The sequence below is a fragment of the Paraburkholderia lycopersici genome (genome assembly GCF_900096975.1).
In the GTDB taxonomy this organism is placed as follows: domain Bacteria; phylum Pseudomonadota; class Gammaproteobacteria; order Burkholderiales; family Burkholderiaceae; genus Paraburkholderia; species Paraburkholderia lycopersici.
Map to the genome: position 1 here is coordinate 1 of NZ_FMYQ01000035.1, position 20552 is coordinate 20552.

At 66.7% G+C, this 20552-nt stretch carries 15 protein-coding genes and 1 pseudogene; 11 read left to right on the plus strand and 5 right to left on the minus strand.

What is annotated here, in order from left to right:
• Window positions 1-474: 474 nt before the first annotated feature.
• A pseudogene (locus tag BLU17_RS34025) lies at window positions 475-725 on the plus strand (phosphonoacetate hydrolase); the annotation flags it as partial.
• Between the two features lie 138 nt (window positions 726-863).
• Here BLU17_RS34025 and BLU17_RS27925 read toward each other — a convergent pair.
• A complete protein-coding gene (locus tag BLU17_RS27925; RefSeq protein ID WP_218137050.1) occupies window positions 864-1235 on the minus strand; it encodes an EAL domain-containing protein in 372 nt (123 codons plus the stop codon).
• Between BLU17_RS27925 and BLU17_RS33370 the strand changes: the two genes are divergently transcribed.
• The 3 genes from BLU17_RS33370 (at window position 1198) to BLU17_RS27935 (ending at window position 3030) form a co-directional block, all read left to right on the plus strand.
• The gene (locus BLU17_RS33370) at window positions 1198-1443 is read left to right on the plus strand and encodes a hypothetical protein (protein ID WP_176929217.1); all 246 of its coding nucleotides are present in this window, start codon (window positions 1198-1200) and stop codon (window positions 1441-1443) included. The two genes, BLU17_RS27925 and BLU17_RS33370, sit on opposite strands and share 38 nt — an antisense overlap.
• A gap of 248 nt (window positions 1444-1691) precedes the next feature.
• Window positions 1692-2144 carry a hypothetical protein gene (locus tag BLU17_RS27930; RefSeq protein WP_092004518.1) on the plus strand — a complete coding sequence of 151 codons (453 nt, stop codon included), beginning with the start codon at window positions 1692-1694 and terminating at the stop codon, window positions 2142-2144.
• A 445-nt stretch (window positions 2145-2589) separates the two neighbouring features.
• The gene (locus tag BLU17_RS27935) at window positions 2590-3030 is read left to right on the plus strand and encodes a cupin domain-containing protein (RefSeq protein WP_092004521.1); all 441 of its coding nucleotides are present in this window, start codon (window positions 2590-2592) and stop codon (window positions 3028-3030) included.
• 10 nt (window positions 3031-3040) lie between these two features.
• Here the strand turns inward: BLU17_RS27935 and BLU17_RS27940 are convergent, their stop codons facing one another.
• Complete coding sequence (locus BLU17_RS27940) at window positions 3041-4390, minus strand: polyhydroxyalkanoate depolymerase (protein ID WP_092004524.1); 1350 nt, start codon at window positions 4388-4390, stop codon at window positions 3041-3043.
• 331 nt (window positions 4391-4721) lie between these two features.
• Between BLU17_RS27940 and BLU17_RS27950 the strand changes: the two genes are divergently transcribed.
• From BLU17_RS27950 to BLU17_RS27960, 3 genes are all read left to right on the plus strand, one after another.
• Window positions 4722-5381, plus strand: coding sequence for a glutathione S-transferase family protein (locus tag BLU17_RS27950; protein WP_092004530.1), 660 nt, complete (start codon window positions 4722-4724; stop codon window positions 5379-5381).
• A 484-nt stretch (window positions 5382-5865) separates the two neighbouring features.
• On the plus strand, window positions 5866-7338 hold the full coding sequence (locus tag BLU17_RS27955) for a circularly permuted type 2 ATP-grasp protein (RefSeq protein WP_092004533.1): 1473 nt from the start codon (window positions 5866-5868) through the stop codon (window positions 7336-7338).
• Between the two features lie 95 nt (window positions 7339-7433).
• Complete coding sequence (locus tag BLU17_RS27960) at window positions 7434-8426, plus strand: alpha-E domain-containing protein (RefSeq protein ID WP_092004536.1); 993 nt, start codon at window positions 7434-7436, stop codon at window positions 8424-8426.
• 13 nt (window positions 8427-8439) lie between these two features.
• Here the strand turns inward: BLU17_RS27960 and BLU17_RS27965 are convergent, their stop codons facing one another.
• Complete coding sequence (locus BLU17_RS27965; RefSeq protein WP_092004659.1) at window positions 8440-9504, minus strand: zinc-binding metallopeptidase family protein; 1065 nt, start codon at window positions 9502-9504, stop codon at window positions 8440-8442.
• A gap of 206 nt (window positions 9505-9710) precedes the next feature.
• Between BLU17_RS27965 and BLU17_RS27970 the strand changes: the two genes are divergently transcribed.
• From BLU17_RS27970 to BLU17_RS27985, 4 genes are all read left to right on the plus strand, one after another.
• Window positions 9711-13187, plus strand: coding sequence for a transglutaminase family protein (locus BLU17_RS27970; protein WP_092004662.1), 3477 nt, complete (start codon window positions 9711-9713; stop codon window positions 13185-13187).
• Between the two features lie 77 nt (window positions 13188-13264).
• Window positions 13265-15892: a circularly permuted type 2 ATP-grasp protein gene (locus BLU17_RS27975; RefSeq protein WP_092004540.1), complete on the plus strand. Its 2628-nt coding sequence runs from the start codon at window positions 13265-13267 to the stop codon at window positions 15890-15892.
• The gene (locus BLU17_RS27980; RefSeq protein WP_425434151.1) at window positions 15883-16782 is read left to right on the plus strand and encodes a transglutaminase family protein; all 900 of its coding nucleotides are present in this window, start codon (window positions 15883-15885) and stop codon (window positions 16780-16782) included. Before BLU17_RS27975 ends, BLU17_RS27980 begins: the two co-directional genes overlap by 10 nt.
• Window positions 16783-17173: 391 nt before the next feature.
• The gene (locus BLU17_RS27985) at window positions 17174-17410 is read left to right on the plus strand and encodes a hypothetical protein (RefSeq protein ID WP_092004543.1); all 237 of its coding nucleotides are present in this window, start codon (window positions 17174-17176) and stop codon (window positions 17408-17410) included.
• Window positions 17411-17482: 72 nt separating this feature from the next.
• Here BLU17_RS27985 and BLU17_RS27990 read toward each other — a convergent pair whose 3' ends face one another.
• Complete coding sequence (locus BLU17_RS27990; RefSeq protein ID WP_092004546.1) at window positions 17483-18718, minus strand: MFS transporter; 1236 nt, start codon at window positions 18716-18718, stop codon at window positions 17483-17485.
• A 312-nt stretch (window positions 18719-19030) separates the two neighbouring features.
• Window positions 19031-20179 carry a GGDEF domain-containing protein gene (locus tag BLU17_RS27995; RefSeq protein ID WP_092004549.1) on the minus strand — a complete coding sequence of 383 codons (1149 nt, stop codon included), beginning with the start codon at window positions 20177-20179 and terminating at the stop codon, window positions 19031-19033.
• Window positions 20180-20552: the final 373 nt, after the last annotated feature.

A 20552-nucleotide genomic window follows, 5' to 3' on the forward strand; every position in this document is an offset into this window, starting at 1 on the left:
CTCTTGATACTTTTGCTGCTCCCGGCCGCCCAGAAGGACTGCCGGGTCGCCGCCGCATCAAGCGCCCACACTTATCGGCTGTAAATTTTTAAAGATCGCTTCACTCAAAAACGGCGCTTTGTTTCGCTGTTTTTTCGTGCCCTGCAACAGAAGGGAGGCGAATTATGCAGGGCCGAAGAACACCTCGTCAAGAGAAATTGGAAAATATTTTCGGGGCTGCTAGCTGACGAGGTTAAGATCATTGGCCACCCGCTATTGCGTTGAATTGCGGCCAGTCGACGAAATCGTCCATATGCACGGGCTTGTCAGCGTCCAATGCACCAGCGCTGAATAGATCGCGCCATTTGACACCAGATTGACACCAGATCGGAGAACGGTTTCCGTACCCTTCCCGCCGCGTAATCCGATTCGAGCGCTGGAAACGAACCGACACCCAATCCCATCCCATCGACCACAGCCTGGCTGCATTGGCTCGCAAGCGAACGCTTCGAGTTGCCCGCAGGCCGGATCGGCGATCTTGTGGTGCTCGGCAGCGCCGCTGGCCAGAACGATCCCTTCGGCCTCAGCGTGACGCTACGTTCTCATGGCGGCATATCCGGGCGGAAAGTCCTGCTCCTTTCAACCGCAAACTCGCCGGCCTCTATAACACCCGGCGCTTGCGCAATTTCGATGCGTTCAATCTCGCGCTCAATCGTCTGGCCTACTCCCTTCAAGTCGCCCGATAACAGCAACATTGCCGGCCAGCGCGACATAGATCGCTCGCCGCAAAGCGACAGCAATGCCCGTCGATACGCCCGACGGGTGGTCCCGCATATCTGAATGACCGCGCGGCAAGCCGCCACCAGCCGGCACAAACGGGCGCGTTACGCCGCCACGCTCGCGCCAATCCCTTCGGGAAGCGGCTCGGGCAAACCAACGCAAAAGCCCTGCGCGTAATCGATGCCAATACCGCTCAAGCGGCCGATGATCGCCTCGCTTTCCACGAATTCAGCGATCGTGGCTTTGCCGGCAGCGTGGGCCACCTGATGAATCGACTGGACGATCGTCCGGTCGAGGTCGCTGCTGGCGATGCCGCGCACGAAGCTCCCATCGATTTTCAGGTAATCGACGGGGAGGCTCTTCAGGTAGGTGAACGAAGACATGCCGGCGCCAAAATCATCGAGCGCGAACCGGCAGCCAAGCGCTAGCAAACTCTCCATGAGCGCAATGGCTTTCGAGAGATTGGTGACGCGCACCCTGGAGTCGCTGGGCCGCAATCCCGATGCAGCGGTACAGCGGCACGAAATCATCCGGTTTGCGCAAGCGCCGGAAAACGGCGGCGGCGCCCGCTCGCTTTCGCAGGCAATCGATCTGTTACGCAAGGAGAATCCGCGCCTGCAGGAATTCCCGTTCGAATGCTTATGCGCGCGAATGATCCGGGAGGGCCTGCCGGTCTACCTTTGATCGGACTGCATAGCGTTTTGGATACGGGCGTCGTCCCGCATAAGCGTCCCGTCCACCTGACCGAACAGCACGTTCGCGATCGCATGCAAGTCACGCTTCGAAGTGATCGCAGGGCATGCGGCGCGCTGCACGCGTGGCAGGCGAAAAAACGCTAACCTGTTTGAGGCTTGTGCGAGCGGCGAAGGCGCCCTCCGGGCGCGCCCGAAGTCGACATCACTGTAAGGAGTGACCACGAAGGAGTGACCACGATGAAAATGCAGCCCAAGACTTCCTCGATCGCATCGACCCTGCTGACTGCCACGTTCGCGCTCGTCATCGCAGGCGGCGCAAGCGCACAAACGGCCGCGCCCACGGGCGCCATGCCGCCAACGGAGCAACAGGGCGATGTGTCGTTCGTGTCCGGCGGGGTTGGCAGCGACGAATCGACTGCGCTGCGGCAAGCGCGCAACCAGTGGCCGCTGTCGCTGCTGTTCACCGGCCCCGGATCGTCATACGTCTCCGACGTCCAGGTGCAAATCGCAAACGCCCGCGGCACGGGCGTGCTCGACACGCGTTCGCACGGGCCTTACATGCTCGTGCGGTTACCCGCGGGCAGCTATACGGTAAGCGCCACCTACAGCGGCGTGACGAGGAAGCAAACCGTAAACGTGCGCGGCAACGGCAGCGCGCGAGCGACGTTCGCGTTTCCGGGCGCCCGTTGAGATTGGCCTGCAGTTCCCGCCAGTAGAGAGCGTTTGGCGGGCAACACCCGCCGGGACGACGTATCGGCGTTTTCCCGCTCGCCTGGCCGACCCGGCACATGTATGCGGAAGCGGCGAAGCGGCGGGATCGGGACGATGCTTCCGTCGAAGGCATGATGCCCCTGCCGTCCATACGCATGCCCAACGGCCTCGACGCGGGCCCAATCCGACGTCAGACGCCGGCCGGTCGCCATCGACAGTCCCGTGGCGCGAATACCGCCGCTCAAGGAAAGTAAGCGATGCGAAGGAGACGTCGTCCTGTCGCCGCGGCCGGCGACACCGTCGTATTTTCTCAGGCCCGGCCTCGTTCGATGAGTCGCGCGCCCACGATTCCGGGCCTCGCCCTGGAACGCGTCATGCTTGCCAAACCCGATGCCCCTTCACCCTCGCACTCGGGAGATCTGACATGCAAACCGGACTCGCCACTGACTTTTCGCACGTCAAACCGCAGGACACGGCATTCACGGGCGGTGGACTGCGCGACTTCTTCGTCTATCGCGATCTGGGAATCGCCAAGGCCACGCAAGGCAAGGTGGTGGCGCAACTCGTCAGGGCAAATCTTGCGCCGGAGTTGGGCACGGGCTGGCACCGGCATGAGGCAGATTTTCATATCGTCATCATGCTCAAGGGCTGGGCGCGCTTCATGTACGGCGACAAGGAAACACTCGTGGAAGCGGGCGACTGCGTGCATCAGGCGCCAGGCATCGCCCATTACCTCTTCGATTATTCGCCCGACATGGAGTACCTCGAAATCGTGAGCCCCGCCGATTTCAAGTCGATCGACGTGGAAGCGCCGTGCGCCGTGCCGGCGCCGGCGTCCTGGCAAGCGACGAGCCCCGAAAAATGACGCACGCGCCTTATTTGGGCTGCGTTTCGGCCGCGCGCGTAATCGCCGTTGCGGCATGCGCTTCGGCGTCGAGCAGCGCGCGCAGGGTGACCTGATCGCCGCTTGCCGCCTGCGGCGCCGCGATGCGCCGCGCGCGCGGCTCGTGGTCGTGGATGGTCGCGCGCACTAGCGGATAGATCTGCGCGTCCCAGCGGCGGCCGTTGAAGACGCCGTAATGGCCCACGCCCGTCTGCACGTGATGCGTCTTCATATAGGGCCGCAGTCCCGAGCACAGATCCTGGGCGGCGACGGTCTGGCCAACCGCGCAGATATCGTCCTTCTCGCCTTCGATCGTGAGCAGCGCGGTATGGCGGATCGCGTGCGGCTCGACGAGGCGCGCCCCCACCTTGAGCTTGCCTAACGGCAGCTCGTATTGCTGGAACACCGAACTGACTGTTTCCAGATAGAACTCCGCGGTGAGATCGGACGTGGCGAAGTACTCGCGATAAAACACGTTGATCGCATCGGCCTTGGCCGGATCGCCCTTCGCCCGCTCGTGGCGCATCTCCGCGAACGAGGCGAGGTGACGCTCGAGGTTCATCGACATGAACGCGCCGAGCTGAACGAAGCCCGGATACACCCGACGCTGCGCGCCGGGAAAACCGCCCGGCACCGCGCTGATGAGATTGCGCTCGAACCAGTTGATCGGCTTGCTGTTGGCAAGCTCGTTGACCTTGGTGGGATTCACGCGGCAATCGATCGGCCCCGCCATCAGGGTCATGCTCGCGGGCTGCGCGGGATCGTTGTCGGCGGCCATCAGCGATACGGCCGCGAGCGCCGCGACTGTCGGCTGGCAGATCGCCACCAGATGCGCATCGGGGCCGATGCGCCGAATGAACGACATGACGTGCTCGACATATTCGTCGAAGCCGAAGCGGCCCGCCGACAAGGGCACGTCGCGCGGGTTGTGCCAGTCGGTGATGTAGACGTCGTGATCGGCGAGCATGGTGCGCACGGTGCCGCGCAGCAGCGTCGCGAAGTGTCCCGACATCGGCGCGACGAGCAGCACGCGCGGCTGCGGCGTCGCGACGTCCTTGCGAAAGTGGAGCAGCGAGGCGAAAGGCGTGCGCTTGACGACTTCCTCGGTCACCGGCGTGCGCACGCCGTCCACGTCCACGAAATCGATCCGGAACGGCGGCCGCGCGTGCGAGAGCCCGCCAAGCTCGATCTGCTCCCACCAGGCATCGAGATAGCGCGCGTCGAATCCGTAAGCGAGCGCGGGCCAAGCCGCGAGCGCCGCGCGCGAAAACGACGCGGCGGTACGCCAGAGCCCCGTCAGGTCCGCGAACGCCTGATAGGCGGGATAGGCAAGCAGGTTCATGGGCACAGCCCCCGATTCTCTTGAACGCGAGGTCAGGCAGGCAATACATATGCCAGAGCCGTCCACTGGCACAGTGCTTGCACCGCTTCGGCGGCGCGCCATGCGCGCGCGAGCGCTCGCCCCGGCAGTCGCGGCACGCCGCGCCAGCCTGGCGAGAGCGCTTTGCGCAACCTGGCTGCGCCTTCGCGCATGCCGCAATGTAGTGCGGCCAGCGGCGCGAGAGGTGCATGCGAGAGCAATGCGCGCATTCGGTGCACGCGCGGGCGCTGCGCACGGCTTCCCGAGCGTCGCGCCGCTTCGTTGCCGTATCCCTACTGCCCGGGAGCTTCCCATGAGTCAGACGAATGCGACCCTGACGATCAGCAGCCGAAACTATTCGTCGTGGTCCATGCGCGGCTGGCTGCTTGCCAGACTCGCTGGACTCGAATTCGACACGGTGACGGTGCCGCTCGACGACGCGGCCACGCGCGCCGAACTGCTGCTGCTCTCGCCTTCCATTCTCGTTCCCTGCCTGCGCCACGAAGGTATCGCGGTCTGGGACACGCTCGCGATCTGCGAGTACCTCAACGAGATCTGCCCACAGGCGCAACTGCTGCCCGCGGACCGCAAGGCGCGCGCGCACTGCCGCTCGGTCTGCGGGGAAATGCATTCGGGCTTCAGCGCATTGCGCTCCGCGCTGCCGATGAACCTGCGCGGCCACTTTCCGAACTTTCGCATCTGGTCGCGCGCGCAGGACGACATCGAGCGCATCGTCACCATCTGGCGCGAATGCCTGCAGAAGTATGGCGGCCCCTGGCTCTTCGGTGAGATCGGCGCGGCCGACGCGATGTACGCACCCGTCGTCACGCGCCTGCTCACCTACGACGTGCCGATCGACCCCGACATCGGCGACTACTGCATGCGCGTGCTCAAGCAGCCTTACGTCGCCGAATGGATCGCGGCGGCCCAGGCGGAAACCGAAGACATCGACGAACTCGACATGGAGTTCTGAGCGCCGTTGCGCACCAATGTCGAGCACGACATCTCGGCCGCTGTGCGCGGTTCGGCGCGGCCACGCATCGAAAGCGTGCGGCGCGGCGCAGGCACCCGGATTTCAAGGCGTCACGCCACGCACGGCGCATCGCCTGGCACGGCCAACGCCATAAAACGCGCCTTGGGCCGCACATCGGCATGGAAGTTGCGTTGCTCCATGTGGCCCGATCACCGGCGTGGCGGCAGTTGCCGCGCGGCGCGCGTGCCCGCACGGCCTTGCTCTTGTCGAAGGCGCGAGCGGCACATGTTTTCTTGATCAGGCACATGCGTCGATGCGGCAACCGGCTCGCTCTCGGGGAGCAAGCTGGCGCACGCGAAATCGGCAACAGGCGTCGTCGATCGAGAGCAGCGCGCTGCGGCACGAGAAGCCAACCGTCGATCCGGGCTGTGGGGGCGCAATCTGCCCGAAACAGCGCGAAGAAGCAGCGGACGGAAGAACGGATATGACGCAAACATTCTTCAATGAGATGTTCGAGCACGGGGAATTCGACGTTCGGGGCCTGGCCGCCACGGCGTTCGCGCAGGCCGGCGAGCCGCGCACCCACTACCGCGAATTCTTCGCGTGGATGCGCAGCCAGAGCGAGCAGCAGATGCTCAAGAAGCGCGCCGAAGCCGATGCGATCTTCCGGCGCGTGGGCATCACCTTCGCCGTGTATGGCGAAAAGGACGTCACGGGCGCGGGCACCGAACGCACGATTCCCTTCGACGTGATCCCGCGCATCTTCCAGCGGCAGGAGTGGAACGCCCTCGAGCGCGGCCTGCGCCAGCGCGTGAACGCGCTCAACCGCTTCATCCACGACATCTATCACGAGCAGGAGATCGTGAAGCGCGGCATCGTGCCCGCCGACCAGATCCTGTGCAACGCGCAGTACCGCCCCGAGATGCAGGGCGTAAACGTCGCGCACGACATCTATGCGCATATCGCCGGCATCGACATCGTGCGCGCCGGCGAGGGCGAATTCTACGTACTGGAGGACAACCTGCGCGTGCCCTCGGGCGTGTCGTACATGCTGGAAAACCGCAAGATGATGATGCGGCTCTTTCCCGACCTGTTCGTGCGCAATCGCATCGCGCCGGTCGCGCACTATCCCGACCTGCTGCTCGACACGCTGCGCGCCGCCGCGCCCGCCGGCGCCGACAACCCGACCGTCGTGCTGCTCACGCCGGGCATGTACAACTCGGCCTACTTCGAGCACGCGTTCCTCGCGCAGCAAATGGGCATCGAGCTCGTGGAAGGCCAGGATCTCTTCGTCGAGAACGACTACCTCTACATGCGCACCACGCAGGGCCCGCAGCGCGTGGACGTGATCTACCGGCGCGTGGACGACGACTTTCTCGATCCGCTCGTATTCCGCCCCGAGTCGACGCTCGGCGCGGCGGGTCTCATGAACGTCTACCGCAAGGGCAACGTGACGCTGTGCAACGCCGTGGGCACGGGCGTGGCCGACGACAAGTCGATCTACCCCTACGTGCCCGACATGGTGCGCTTCTATCTGGGCGAGGAACCGCTTCTCCGGAACGTCCCCACGTGGATGTGCCGCAAGCCCGACGACCTGCAATACGTGCTCGACCATCTGCCCGATCTGGTCGTGAAGGAAACGCACGGCGCTGGCGGCTACGGCATGCTGATCGGTCCCGCTTCCACGCGCGCCGAGATCGAGGCGTTTCGCGCGGCGCTCGTCGCGAACCCCGACAAGTACATCGCGCAGCCCACGCTGTCTCTCTCCACCTGCCCGACGTGGGTCGAGACGGGCATCGCGCCGCGCCACATCGACCTGCGCCCGTTCGTGCTCTCGGGCAAGGAAGTGCGCATGGTGCCGGGCGGGCTCACCCGGGTCGCGCTGCGCGAGGGCTCGCTCGTAGTCAATTCCTCGCAGGGCGGCGGCACGAAAGATACCTGGGTGCTGGAGCGCTGAGCCGCCCGCCTGCGAATTCAGGACGATCGATCAGGATCGCAAATCAACCCAGGACGCCCGGCCGCACGCCCGCGCCACGCCAAACCGGAGGCCTCATGCTGAGCCGCACCGCCGAACATCTGTTCTGGTTGACCCGCCACACCGCGCGGGCCGAGCATCTCGCCCGCCTGCTCGACGCGAACTATCAGCTCTCGCTGCTGCAGCCGGAATGCGAGGGCGCCGCCGCGCCATACGGCGACGAAGGCGCCAGCCGCGGCTGGCTCGCGGTCCTTTCGATCGCCGGCCTCGCCGACCACTACCGGCTCGCGCACGACGGCATCGCGAGCCGGGAAGTCATCGCCTATATGGCCACCGACCCGGCGAATCCGTCGTCGATCGCCAGCAGCCTGCGCTTTGCGCGCGAGAATGCGCGCGCGGTGCGAGGCTGGGCCAGCGCCGACCTCTGGGAGACGTTCAACGGCACGTGGCTCGAATTGCAGCGCCTGATCGCGGACGGCCTGCACGAGCGGGACCCTTACGCCTTCTTCGAGTGGATCAAGCAGCGCTCGCATCTCGCGCGAGGCGTGCAACTGGCGGCGCCGGTGCAGGACGAGGCGTTCGAATTCCTGTGCCTCGGAGGCTGTGTGGAGCGCGCGGACCACATGGCGCGCACCCTCGAAGCGCACTGCGATCTGCTCGACATGCGCGCAGGCGCGCCCGCCTTCGACTATCACCGCGCAAGCGCGCTGCTGCGCGCCGTCTCGGCCTTCGACGCCTACCGCCAGCTTTACCGCTCCGCCATCGCGCCCGCGAGCGTCGCGGCGCTGCTGCTGCAGCGCGCGGACTGGCCCGGCTCGCTGGCGGCGAATCTCGACGAGATGCGTCGCATCGTGGTGCGGCTGCGCAACGGGCAATCGACGCAAACCGAACGCCTCGCGCAGCAGCTCTGCGACGAAGTCCGCCGGGCGCCGCTCGACGAGTGGCTCGCGAGCGGCGCGCTGCGCGACTGGCTCGTCGCGCTGATCGGGCGCGTCAACGAGCTTGCGCGGCGCGTGGGCAACACGCTCGTGCGGCCCGCCCTCCCCGAGTCGGTGGCCGCGGCCGCCTGAGTCGCGCGCGCCTTCACGACCGCGAAGCCGAAGCCGAGATCACGCGATGTACGAACCGCAACTTGTCGATGACGGGCGAAGCCAGTGCGAACGGATAGCCGTCGGGCATGCCGAGGCTGCGGTTCAGGCTGTTGAGCACGTAGGTGAGCGGAAACCAGCGCGCCATCAAGCCTTCGAAGCTCGCTTCGTCCACCGGTGTCTGGTCGACCAGCAGGGGCTCGTCGGGGCTTTCGGGCAGGAGCGCAAGGCCGCAGGCCGTCGCCGTGTCGAGCGTATCGACGATATGCAGGTAATGCGCCCACGTCTCGGCCCAGTCCTCCCACGGATGCGCCGACGCATACGCGCTCACATGGCGCTCGGCCCAGTCGGGCGGGGAGCCGTCGGCGTAATGCGCGGCGAGCGCCTCGGCGTAGTCGGCGCGCTCGTCGCCGAAGCGGCGGCGAAACGGGTCGAGCCAGCGCGTGCCCGCTATGAGGCGGTCGAAATAGTAATGGCCGACCTCGTGGCGAAAATGCCCGAGCAACGTGCGATACGGCTCGTGCAGCGAAATGCGCGTGCGCTCGCGATGCGCGTCGTCGGCCTCCGCGATGTTCATCGTGATGAGGCCGTGATCGTGGCCCGTCATGATGCGCGGGCCATCGCCCGTTTCCTCGAGGAACTCGAACTGCAGGCCATGCCCGGGGTCTTCGGCGCGCGTGACGAGCGGCAGACCGAGCGCGCCCAGCGTGTACAGCAGGCGCCGCTTGGCCGTTTCGAGCCGATACCAGTAAAGGCGGTTCTCGGGCCGCGCAAGGTCGGGGATCGTGCGCGTGAACTGGCAGGCGCGGCACAGCGTATCGGCGCAATCGGCGGGGATCATGCCGTTGCAGACGTTTTCGGCCGCGTAGTTGTGGCACTGGCGAAAGAACGCGCCCTGCGCCTCGGCATTGAGGCTGCGCCAGCGGCCATCGCCTGCGTCCTCGAACGCGTGCATTTCGCCGGTTTGCGGGACGTAGCCCAAGCGCGCCTCGCAACGCTCGCAGCGCTCGTTTTCGAAAAACACCAGCTGATTGCAGCGATCGCAGTGAAAAGTCTTCATTGCCGTATTCCCGTGATGGCCGCGCGGGCCGCAAAACCTCGCCGAGCACGCGGCGTGCCTCGCTCGCGCGTGGCCGCTGTCGCCCCGGTTTTCGCCGCAGTTTTCGCCGCCGTTGTCATATCCGGCACGCTCACCGCCCGCATCATACGCACGCTGCGCCGTGCGCCTTTGCGTCCCTTCCATTCATGTCGATCGAGGAGTCGGGTGTGTCCATCCGTGTCGCGTTAAACCATGTCACGCAGTATCGCTATGACCGGCTCGTGCGCCTCGCGCCTCACGTGGTGCGCCTGCGCCCCGCGCCGCACTGCCGCACGCCCATCCTCTCGTACTCGATGCGCGTGGAGCCCGCCGATCATTTCGTCAACTGGCAGCAGGACCCGTTCGCCAACTACCAGGCGCGGCTTGCGTTTCCCGAGCCGACGCGCGAGTTCCGCGTCACGATCGACCTGGTCGCGGAAATGGCGGTCTACAACCCGTTCGACTTCTTTCTCGAGCCGAGCGCCGAGCACTTTCCGTTCGCCTACACGCCCGAGCTGGCTGCGGAGCTCGCGCCCTATCTCGTGCGCGGCGAGCCGACGCCGCGCTTCGCCGCGTTCGTCGAGACGATCGACCGCACGCCGCGGGTCACCATCGACTTCCTCGTCGATCTGAACCAGCGCCTGCAACGCGAAATCGGCTACCTGATCCGCATGGAGCCGGGCGTGCAGACGCCCGAGGAAACACTGGAAAAAGGCTCCGGCTCCTGTCGCGACACGGGCTGGCTGCTCGTGCAGACGCTGCGCCAGCTCGGCCTCGCGGCGCGTTTCGTCTCGGGCTACCTGCTGCAGCTCACGCCCGACGTCAAGGCGATCGACGGCCCGCGCGGCGCCGAGGCCGATTTCACGGACCTGCATGCCTGGTGCGAGGTCTACCTGCCGGGCGCGGGCTGGATCGGGCTCGATCCGACCTCGGGGCTGCTGGCGGGCGAAGGCCATATTCCGGTGGCCTGCACGCCGGAGCCCGGCAGCGCCGCGCCGATCTCCGGCGCGCTCGACGAATGCGAAGTCGAGTTCTCGCACTCGATGTCGATCTTGCGCGTGCTCGAAACGCCGCGCGTAACGAAGCCCTACACCGAAGCGCAGTGGGCCGACATGCATGCGATGGGCGCCCAGGTGGACGCCGCGCTCGCCAGCCAGGACGTGCGCCTCACGATGGGCGGCGAGCCGACCTTCGTGGCCGCGGGCGACCGCGACGCGCCCGAATGGAACACCGACGCGCTCGGTCCAACCAAGCGCCGCTACGCCATCGCGCTGATGGACAAGCTGCGCGCGCATTATGGCGCGCTGGGCTTTCTGCACATCGGCCAGGGCAAATGGTATCCGGGCGAGCAGTTGCCGCGCTGGGCGCTGTCGCTCTTCTGGCGCGCCGACGGCGAGCCGTGCTGGCGCGATCCCGCGCTGTTCGCCGACGAGCGCTCGCCCGCCCATCACACGGCGCAGGACGCGCGGCGCTTCATCGAACACCTCGCCGCGAAGCTCGCGGTCGACCCGCGGCATGTACAACCAGGCTATGAGGACACCTGGTATTACCTGTGGCGGGAACGCCGCCTGCCCGTGAACGTCGATCCGTTCGACTCGCGCCTCGACGACGAGCTCGAGCGCCTGCGGCTGCGCCGCGTGTTCGACGCGGGTCTCGACACCGTGACCGGCTACGTGCTGCCGCTCGCGCGCGAGCGCAGCGACACACCGGCGGCGCAGCCCGCCTTGCAGGGTCCGCGCTGGATGAGCGGCCCCTGGTTCTTCCGCGACGAGCGCATGTACCTCATTCCCGGCGACTCGCCGATGGGCTACCGGCTGCCGCTCGATTCGCTGCCGTGGGTCGCGGCGGGCGACTACCCATGGCAGCACACGCGCGATCCGTTCGCCGCGCCGGCGCCGCTGCGCAGCGCGGCCGAGCTGCGCATGCAGTACGAGCGCAGCGTCGACGCAGCCGCGCAAGCGCGGCACGGAGAAAGTGCGCGCCTCGCCGCCGACGTCGAAGGCGCCGCAAGCGCCGACGGGACCGAAGCCAACCGCCCCCCCGAGCGCGGCGAATCCGCGGACTGGCTCCACCGCACGGCGCTGTGCGTCGAAGCGCGCGATCCCGCGCGCGCGGCGGGCCCGAAAGCCGAGGCCGCATCCGTCGGCTGCGGGCAAGGCCAGTTGCACGTGTTCATGCCGCCGCTCGCCGAGCTCGACGACTACCTGGACCTGCTCGCCGCCGTCGAAAGCACCGCCGCCGAACTCGCGCTTCCCGTCGTGATCGAGGGCTACCCGCCGCCGCGCGACCCGCGTCTGAAACTGCTCCAGGTCACGCCCGACCCCGGCGTGATCGAAGTGAACATTCACCCATCGTCGAACTGGGACGAACTGGTCGAACGCACCGGATTCCTCTACCAGGCCGCGCACGAAACGGCGCTCTCCACGGAAAAGTTCATGCTCGACGGCCGGCACACCGGCACCGGCGGCGGCAATCATTTCGTGCTCGGCGGCGCCACGCCCGCCGACAGCCCGTTCCTGCGCCGCCCCGACCTGCTCGCGAGCCTCCTCGCCTACTGGCACAACCATCCGTCGCTTTCGTACCTGTTCTCGGGGCTTTTCATCGGGCCGACGAGCCAGGCGCCGCGCGTGGACGAGGCGCGCAACGATCAGGTCTACGAACTCGAGATCGCGCTCGCCAGCGTCCAGCGCCAGGTCGATCTGCTGCATGGATTCGCCGAAGCCGCCGGCGGCGGCGAGCGCGTGCCGCCCTGGCTCGTCGACCGCGCGTTGCGCAACATCCTCATCGACGTGACCGGCAACACGCACCGCGCCGAGTTCTGCATCGACAAGCTCTACTCGCCCGACGGCCCGGCGGGCCGCCTCGGCCTGCTCGAACTGCGCGGCTTCGAAATGCCGCCGCACGCGCGCATGAGCCTCGCGCAGCAACTGCTGCTGCGCGCGCTCGTCGCGCGTTTCTGGAAGACGCCGTACACGCGCCGCCTCACGCGTTGGGGCACAGAGCTGCACGACCGCTTCATGCTCTCGACCTTCGTGCGGATGGATTTCGACGACGTGCTCGCCGAAACCGCCGCGGCGGGTTTCGCGCTCGACCCCGCCTGGTTCGCGCCGCACTTCGAGTTCCGCTTCCCGCTGGTGGGCGAGCTGCAGACGAGCGGCATCGCCCTCACCGTGCGCCATGCGCTAGAACCGTGGCATGTGATGGGCGAGGAAGGCGCGCCCGCCGGCACGGTGCGGTACGTCGATTCGTCGGTGGAGCGGCTCGAAGTGCTCGCGCTCGGCATCAACGAGAGCCGTCACGTCGTCACCGTGAACGGCCGCGCACTGCCGCTGCAGCCCACCGGGCGCGTGAGCGAGAGCGTGGCCGGCGTGCGCTTTCGCGCCTGGCAGCAGACGGCCGCGCTGCACCCCGCCATCGGCGTGCACGCGCCGCTCACGATCGATATCGTCGACACCTGGAACGCTCGCGCGATCGGCGGATGCCAGTATCATGTTGCGCACCCGGGCGGCCGCAATTATCAGACGTTTCCCGTCAACGCCTACGAGGCCGAAAGCCGGCGCCGCGCGCGCTTCTTCACGACCGGACACACGCCGGGTTCCGTGGAAGTCGCGCCGCCCGAGCGCAGCCTCGAATTTCCGTTCACACTGGATCTGCGCCGCGGCTGATCGCGGCCGATAACACGTCAAGCGCCCTAACCGAAGGTGCGCCTCGCAAACGAGGCGCACCGCCACGACTCACGATCTTGCCGACCCAATCCACCTTGCCGTTCGATTCCTCCGCCAGCGACGCGCCGGCGCTCGCGCCGCTGCGCACGCTGCCGGTGCGCACCGGACACTGGAACGAACTGCGCACGGCGGATGGCGAGCTGCGCGAGCCCTGGCAGCAGTTTTTCGGGCTGCTCGGCAAGCGTGGCGTAGCGGGCTTCGACGGCGCGGCGGCATCGGTCGCGCGCCAGGTGCGGGAAAACGACATCACCTATAACGTCTACGCGGACCCGGGTGGACCGCGGCCGTGGGCGCTCGACGTGCTGCCGCTCATCATCGACGAGGGAGAATGGGCGCAGATCGAGCGCGGCGTCGCGCAGCGCGCGCGCCTGCTCAACGAGATCGTCGCCGACATCTACGGACCGCAAACGCTGCTCGCGCGCGGCCTGCTGCCGCCCGCGCTGGTGTTCGGCCACCCCGGCTATCTGCGCGCCGTGAAAGGCTTCGCGCCGCCGGGCCGCCAGTATCTGCAGATCGTCGCCCTCGACCTCGCGCGCTCGCCCGAAGGCCAGTGGACCGTCGTTTCGCACCGCGCGGAAGCGCCCTCGGGGCTCGGCTATCTGCTGGAAAACCGGCTCATCGTATCGAGTCTCTTCGCCGAACCGTTTCGCACCATGCGGGTGCGTCGCCTCGCGCCCTCCTATTCGCAGCTCATCGCGACGCTCGCCGCAGCCGCGCGCGCGATCATGAACGCCGATGCGCGCAGCGCGAATGGCGCGTCTCCGCATATCGTGCTGCTCACGCCGGGGCCGTTCAGCGAGACATATTTCGAGCACGTGTTCCTCGCGCGCTATCTCGGCCTCACGCTGGTCGAGGGCAAGGACCTCACGGTACGCGACGACATGCTGTACCTCAAGACGCTCGACGGCCTGGAGCGCGTGCACGCGGTGCTGCGCCGTCTCGACGATAGCTTCTGCGACCCTGTGGAGCTGCGCGCCGACTCGACTATCGGCGTGCCGGGCCTGCTGCAGGTCATGCGCGCCGGCAACGTGATGGTCTCGAACGTGCCCGGCGCGGGCTTCGTCGAATCACCCGCGCTGCACGGTTTCATGCCCGGAATCGCGCAGGCCCTGCTCGGCGAGACGCTCACGCTGCCGGGCGTCGCGACGTGGTGGTGCGGCGAAGACGCAGCGTGGCGCGACGCGCTCGCTCAGGCGCCCGAGGCGCTGCTCGTGCCGACCTGGCCCGGCAGCTCGCGCGCGCCGTCCGCGCCGCCGGGGCTCGCCGCCGGGCCGCAAACGCTCGCCGACTGGCGCGAGCGCATCGAGCAGTTGCCCGACGCCTTCACGGTCCAGCAACCGCTGCGCTACAGCTATACGCCCCGCTACGAGAACGGCGCGGGCATGCTCGGCTCGCGGCCCGCCGTGCTGCGCGTCTATGCGATCGCCGACCAGGCGTGCGGCTGGCGCGTGCTGCCCGGCGGCTTCACGCGCCTCGCGGCGGAACATCAGGAATCGGTATCGATGCAGGTGGGCGGCAGCAGCGTGGATACCTGGGTGCTGTCGAGCCAGCCCGGTTCGGCTTTCACGCTCCTGCCGAGCCCGATGAAACCCGGCGACCTGCGTCGCGAGCGTCGGCGTGTGCCGAGCCGCTCGGCAGAAAACCTGTTCTGGGCCGGCCGCTACGGCGAACGCGCCGAAAACGGCGTACGGCTGTGCCGGCTGATTCTCGGCTCGCTCGAAGGCAGCGACGCGCAAGCGCTGTTCGGCACCTTCGTCGAACTCGCGGCCGCAAACGGCCTCGTGCCGTCCACCGGGGGCGAAGCGCGGCGCGGCCTCGACAACTTCGAGCGCGCGCTCGTGGCCAATCTGCACGAGAATGCGGGCGCAACGGGAATCGGCCGGACGCTCGCCAGCCAGGCGTACGCATGCGGCGAAATTCGCGGGCGGCTTTCGAGCGACCATTGGCGCACCGTGCTCGCCTCGCGCAACGACTTCCGCGACGCGCTCGAGGCGCTTTCACTCGCGCCGGCGCGTCACGGCGCGGCCATCGAACTCAGGCGCCCCACGCCTTACGACCGCATGGCGCTGATGGACGCGCTCGAGGCGCTCGCCACGCAGCTAAGCGCGATCAGCGGCTGCCAGGGCGACCGCATGACGCGCGACGAAGCGTGGCGGCTGCTGTTCGCGGGCCGCCACATCGAACGCGTGGCCGCGCTGGCCACGATGCTACGCATTGCCGCACACGAACGCACACTGGCCACGCCCGCGGGCTTCGACGTGCTGCTGCAACTGTTCGACAGCACGCTCACGTATCGCTCGCTGTATCCGGGGCGCCTCGAAGTGCCCGCCCTGCTCGACGTGATCGTGACCGATCCGACCAATCCGCGCGGCCTCTACGGCGTCTACGTGCGGCTGCGCGCGCGGCTCGACGAGATCGCCCAGGCAGCGGGAGGACCGCCGCGCGAGCCGTTCGCTTCGCAGCTCGCGCCCATCGAGGCGCTGCCCACGCTGGAGACGCTTTGCGAGCCCGGCGACGACGGCCGGTATCCCGCGCTCACGGCGCTGTGCGACAGTCTCGCCGGGCGCATGGCCGCGACGTCGAACGAGATCAGCGCGCGCTGGTTCAGTCACGCCGTGCCGCTCGCCGCGCAGGTATGGTCATGAACGGCACGCGCCTCGCGGTCACGCACCGCACGACCTACCGTTATTCGACGCTCGTCGAGACCGCGCAGCATCTCGCGACGATCCGCCCGCTCGACCTTCCCTGGCAGCGCGTGCTGGCGCACCGCGAACGCATCGAGCCCTCGCCGTCGTATCAGACGAGCCGCCGCGACGCGTTCGGCAACGAGGTCCTGTACTTCTCGTTCGACGCGCCGCACGACTACCTGCGGATGACGAGCGAGACGAGCGTGCTGCTCACGCCGCGCTATGCTTCGCTCGACGCTCGCGGCACGCCGGTCTGGGAAGACGTCGCGCGCATGCTTCGTTACACGGCGGGCGGCGCCTTCCATGCGGAGTCGGAGTTCTGCTTCGCCTCGCCGAATATCGCCTTGCTTCCCGAACTGCGCGCCTACGCGCTGGAGAGTTTCCCTCCCGGCATGCCCGTGCTGGCCGGCGCGATCGAACTGATGCATCGCATCCACGCCGATTTCACGTACCGCCCCTCGGCAACGGCGTTCGATACGCCTGCCGCGCGCGCATTCGAACTGCGCCACGGCGTGTGCCAGGACTTCGCCCAGGTGATGATCGGCTGCCTGCGGTCGATCGGGCTCGCGGCGCGCTACGTGAGCGGCTATCTGCGCAACGACCCGCCCGAAGACGCGCCGCCGATGATCGGCGCGGACGCCTCGCATGCGTGGGTGTCGCTCTACGTGCCCTCGGCGCCTTCCGCCGGCTGGATCGATCTCGATCCCACCAACGACGTGCTCGCCGATCAGGGCCACGTGACGCTCGCGATCGGCCGCGATTACACCGACGTGTCGCTCCTGCGGGGCGTCATACTTGGCGGCGGCGCGCATCAGGTGGATGTGGCGGTCGACGTAAAGGCGGATTGAGACGGATTGAGACGGATTGACACTACGGAGCGCGCACCGCCGCGCGGCGCGGATCTCCGGCCTGTGCGGAACGGCGCCCCGGGGGATCGGACCAACTGGCCGAATTCCTTCCCGATCCATATCGGCCACGCGACCGGTCCCGCCATGCCAGCGCCCCTCATCGCGTTGAGGCGGTTTTCGCATGGTGCAACGTCTATCCGATGCATGGAAAATCGGTCCATTCACGAGGGCCGGTGAATTGCGCATCAAAAAACACGCTCCCTCATCGTGAAAACATCCTCCCAAGCCATTGAATACAAAGGAACAATCAATACGCCCATGCAGGAAGACAGCCGGACTTCCCGTGAGATACATTAAATGAAACGAATCTTTCACTCACTGGAGCTACACGATGGACGTATTTATCGAGCCTTTGCCCAGAGGTCAATGGGGACCTATCGACGGTTATTCGCTGGAATTCGTCGATGGCAGCAAGTTCACCAACGACATATTCCGTTCGGAAGCACTCGCGGCCAGCGAAGCCATTCTGCGCGGTTACACACCGTTGCTGCCAACGGTACGCATCACGGACAAACTGGCTGTCGAACACTGGAAGCGGCCTGAAGCCTTGAAGCGATATTCGCCATAACCAGCGCCTTGCGCGCCCGCATGCACACGGCCAGATGCGAGACCGCGTGAACATACGGGCGCATCGCGCATATCAATCGACCGACGGACTGCATTCGCATTCGAGCGCCGCGACGCTCGCCGGCCGCTCCATCGCCGCGAGCCGCTGCAGCGTCACGAGTCCGGACACCGCCAGCGCGCAGCCAAGCACCAGGTCGGCGCGCACGCCAGCATGGTCTACGATCGCGCCGCCCACCGACGAGCCCAGCGCGATCGCCACCTGAATCACGCTCACGAACATCGCCGAGCCCGCTTCGGGCAGATCGGCGGTGCCGCGCTGGATCCAGACGGAGAAGCACAGCGGAATCGCGCCGAACGCGACGCCCCACATCAGCATCGCGGCGATTTCGCCAATGCGCGCGTGGTCGAGCAGGAGCATCGCCGCGAGCGCACACAGCAGGAGCGCGGTCATCGTCGCCACGGAAGTCTTGAGGCGCTTCGCGACCGCCACGGAGGTCAGCGCGTTGGAAAAGAAGCCTATTACGCCGAATGCGAGCAGCAGCAGCGTCATCGCGCTCATCGAAAAGTCCTGCTGCAAAAGCGGTGCGATGAAGGTGTAAGTAGAAAAATGCGCGCCGAACACGAGCGCCACCATCAGCATGCTCAAGCGCACGTGCGGGCGGCGCAGCAGCCTGGCGAAATCGGCGATACGCAATGCGGCGGCCGAAGGCAGCGACGGCACCAGCAACGCCTGCGCAATGAGCGCGAGCGCGACGAGACCACCCGTCACGAAAAACGACATGCGCCACGAAGCAAGGCCCGCGATAAAGGTGCCCAGCGGCACGCCGATCACGGTCGCAAAAGTCACGCCGGTGAGGATGATGGCCGTGGCGCGCGCGGCGTCGCTCATATGCACGAGGCGGCCCGCTGCGGCGGTCGCGAGCGTCCAGAAGCCGCCTAGCGCCGCGCCGAGCATCGCGCGGCCGATCAACATGGTGGCGAAATTCGTCGAGAGCGCGGAGACGATATTCGATGCGAGCAGCATCGACGTGAGCAGCAAAAACACGGACCGGCGGTCCATGCGCCCCGCGAAGATCATGAGGCCAGGCGCAAAAATCGCCGCCATCACGCCCGGCGTGGTCACCATCAACCCGGCGGTGCCCGGCGTCACATGAAGGTCGCGTGCGATCCCGGTGAGCAGGCCGACCGGCAGGAACTCGGAGGTCACGAACGCAAAGGCGCTGATCGCCACGGCGAACACGGACAGCCATTGGCGCAGCGTCGTCTCGTCCTGCCGTGAAAGCGCGCGATCTGGAATACGGTTGTTCATGATTCGATGACTGTTGGGTAACTGGCGAATAATAAAGACGATTGTTCGGCCAATACGCGCTAAAAAAACCGCGTAAATCGCCGTTAAATCGAAAATGCGGGAATGATGTTTAAATTAACATCAAAGAAAGAATCGCGTGCGACCTCGCAATTGGCGGGGTCGGCGAAAGGGTGATGAACGGAACATGACGCGGCGCGCGCTTCGCGCTAGCGCCGGCGAGCGCAACGATGTCGTTTCAGCGGGCGAAAATAAATGAAATCTTTTGCGTCGGGAAAATCGCGCATCTGATTCCAGCCGACCGGCCGGCAGTCGTCATGCGGTTCTTTCGGCCGGAGCAGCGGGTATGCCAATCGTTTTTTGGCGCTTGACCGCATACATCGCGAGATCGGCGCGGCGCAATGCCATTTCGATATCCAGGTCGTCCGCCGCGACCATCGTGAAGCCGACGCTCGCGCCGACGCTCACCAGCAAGCCCGGCGCCAGTTCGAACGGCCGCTCGATCGCTTCGGTCACGAAGGCGGCCCATTCATGGGGCGCCCGTTCCACGCGGGGCTCGATGATGACGAATTCGTCGCCGCCTATGCGCGCGACCCACGCGCCCGGGCTCGCAAGCGTGCGCAGGCGGCTGGCTACCTGCGCGAGCAGCACGTCGCCCGACTTGTGGCCGTGCGCGTCGTTGACCGACTTGAAGCCGTCCAGATCGACGAAGAAAACCGTCATGCCCGCCTTGATGAGAGACGCGCCCGAGCGACCCGCCGCGCTGAACAGGCCGTCACGGTTCAGGAGCCCGGTCAGCGCGTCGTGCCGCGCGCGATGACTGTTTTCCCGTTCGGCCTTCATCGTCGAGATGAGCATGGCGTTCAGGTGACGCGCCGCGACGCTCATCGCAAACACATAAAAGGGAATTTGCAGCAGCGTGAGCAACAGGACCGGCTCGCCGCCGAACAGCGCTCCAATGCAGCACGGGCCGAGCGAGAGGCAGATCATGACCGCCACGAGGCGCGGCGCCGCGAAATTGCGAAAGCAGATCCCGCCCACCATCGCGGCGGCCGAAAGAAAGGCCAGCGTGGCGGCGACCCAGTCCCGGCTCATCGCGCTGACCAGCGCGCCGTAACCGACTGTTGCTCCCCACAAGGGCGCAAGCAGGACATAGAAGTCGGTGGGCGTCGTCTTGCCTTCCGACGCGCGGCGCCGGGAAAGCGCGAGCGTGCCGAGGCGCATCGCGCATACGACAATCTCGGCGAGGACCCACAACTTGAACGGCAGCGTAGGATGCCGGCGCGCCAGCACCCATGCCACAGCCACGGTGTTCGATACGCCGCCGAAGAAGATCGGCAGGGTCCCGAACAAGGTGCCGACAAGCGCGACGCGAATGTCGTGGGGCGTATCCTGTCCGGGCGCGGTCAGCCATCGGGCCAGCCTGCCGCGCGGCAAAGAATAGATTTCGTTTCGGGCGCTCACATGCGTTACCGTTGGTCTCTTGCCGCGCACCAGACGGTCAGTCTGTCGCGCTCTCGAATTGCCGCTGCACCACGCCAGGATTCATGACCGGCGACTGTCAAGCCTTGACCCCGCGGCCGTGCCGTAGCAATACGGACCGCTACGCTAATGCCATAACGGCAGGCGGCGTCTCAAACTTTAGGAGCGCGGCGGGAAGCCGGTGCCGCGACCGGGTGGGGGAACTGTCGCACGGTGGCGCCGTCGGGTACGTAGCGCGCGAAAAGGAAATCTGCGAATACCGACGAAGGCATCGTCGGCGAATTCGAGCGATGCGAAACAGGCCCGCCCATTGACCCGAAGCCGCTTCGAAGTGCCATTGGCCGGCGCCTCGGTC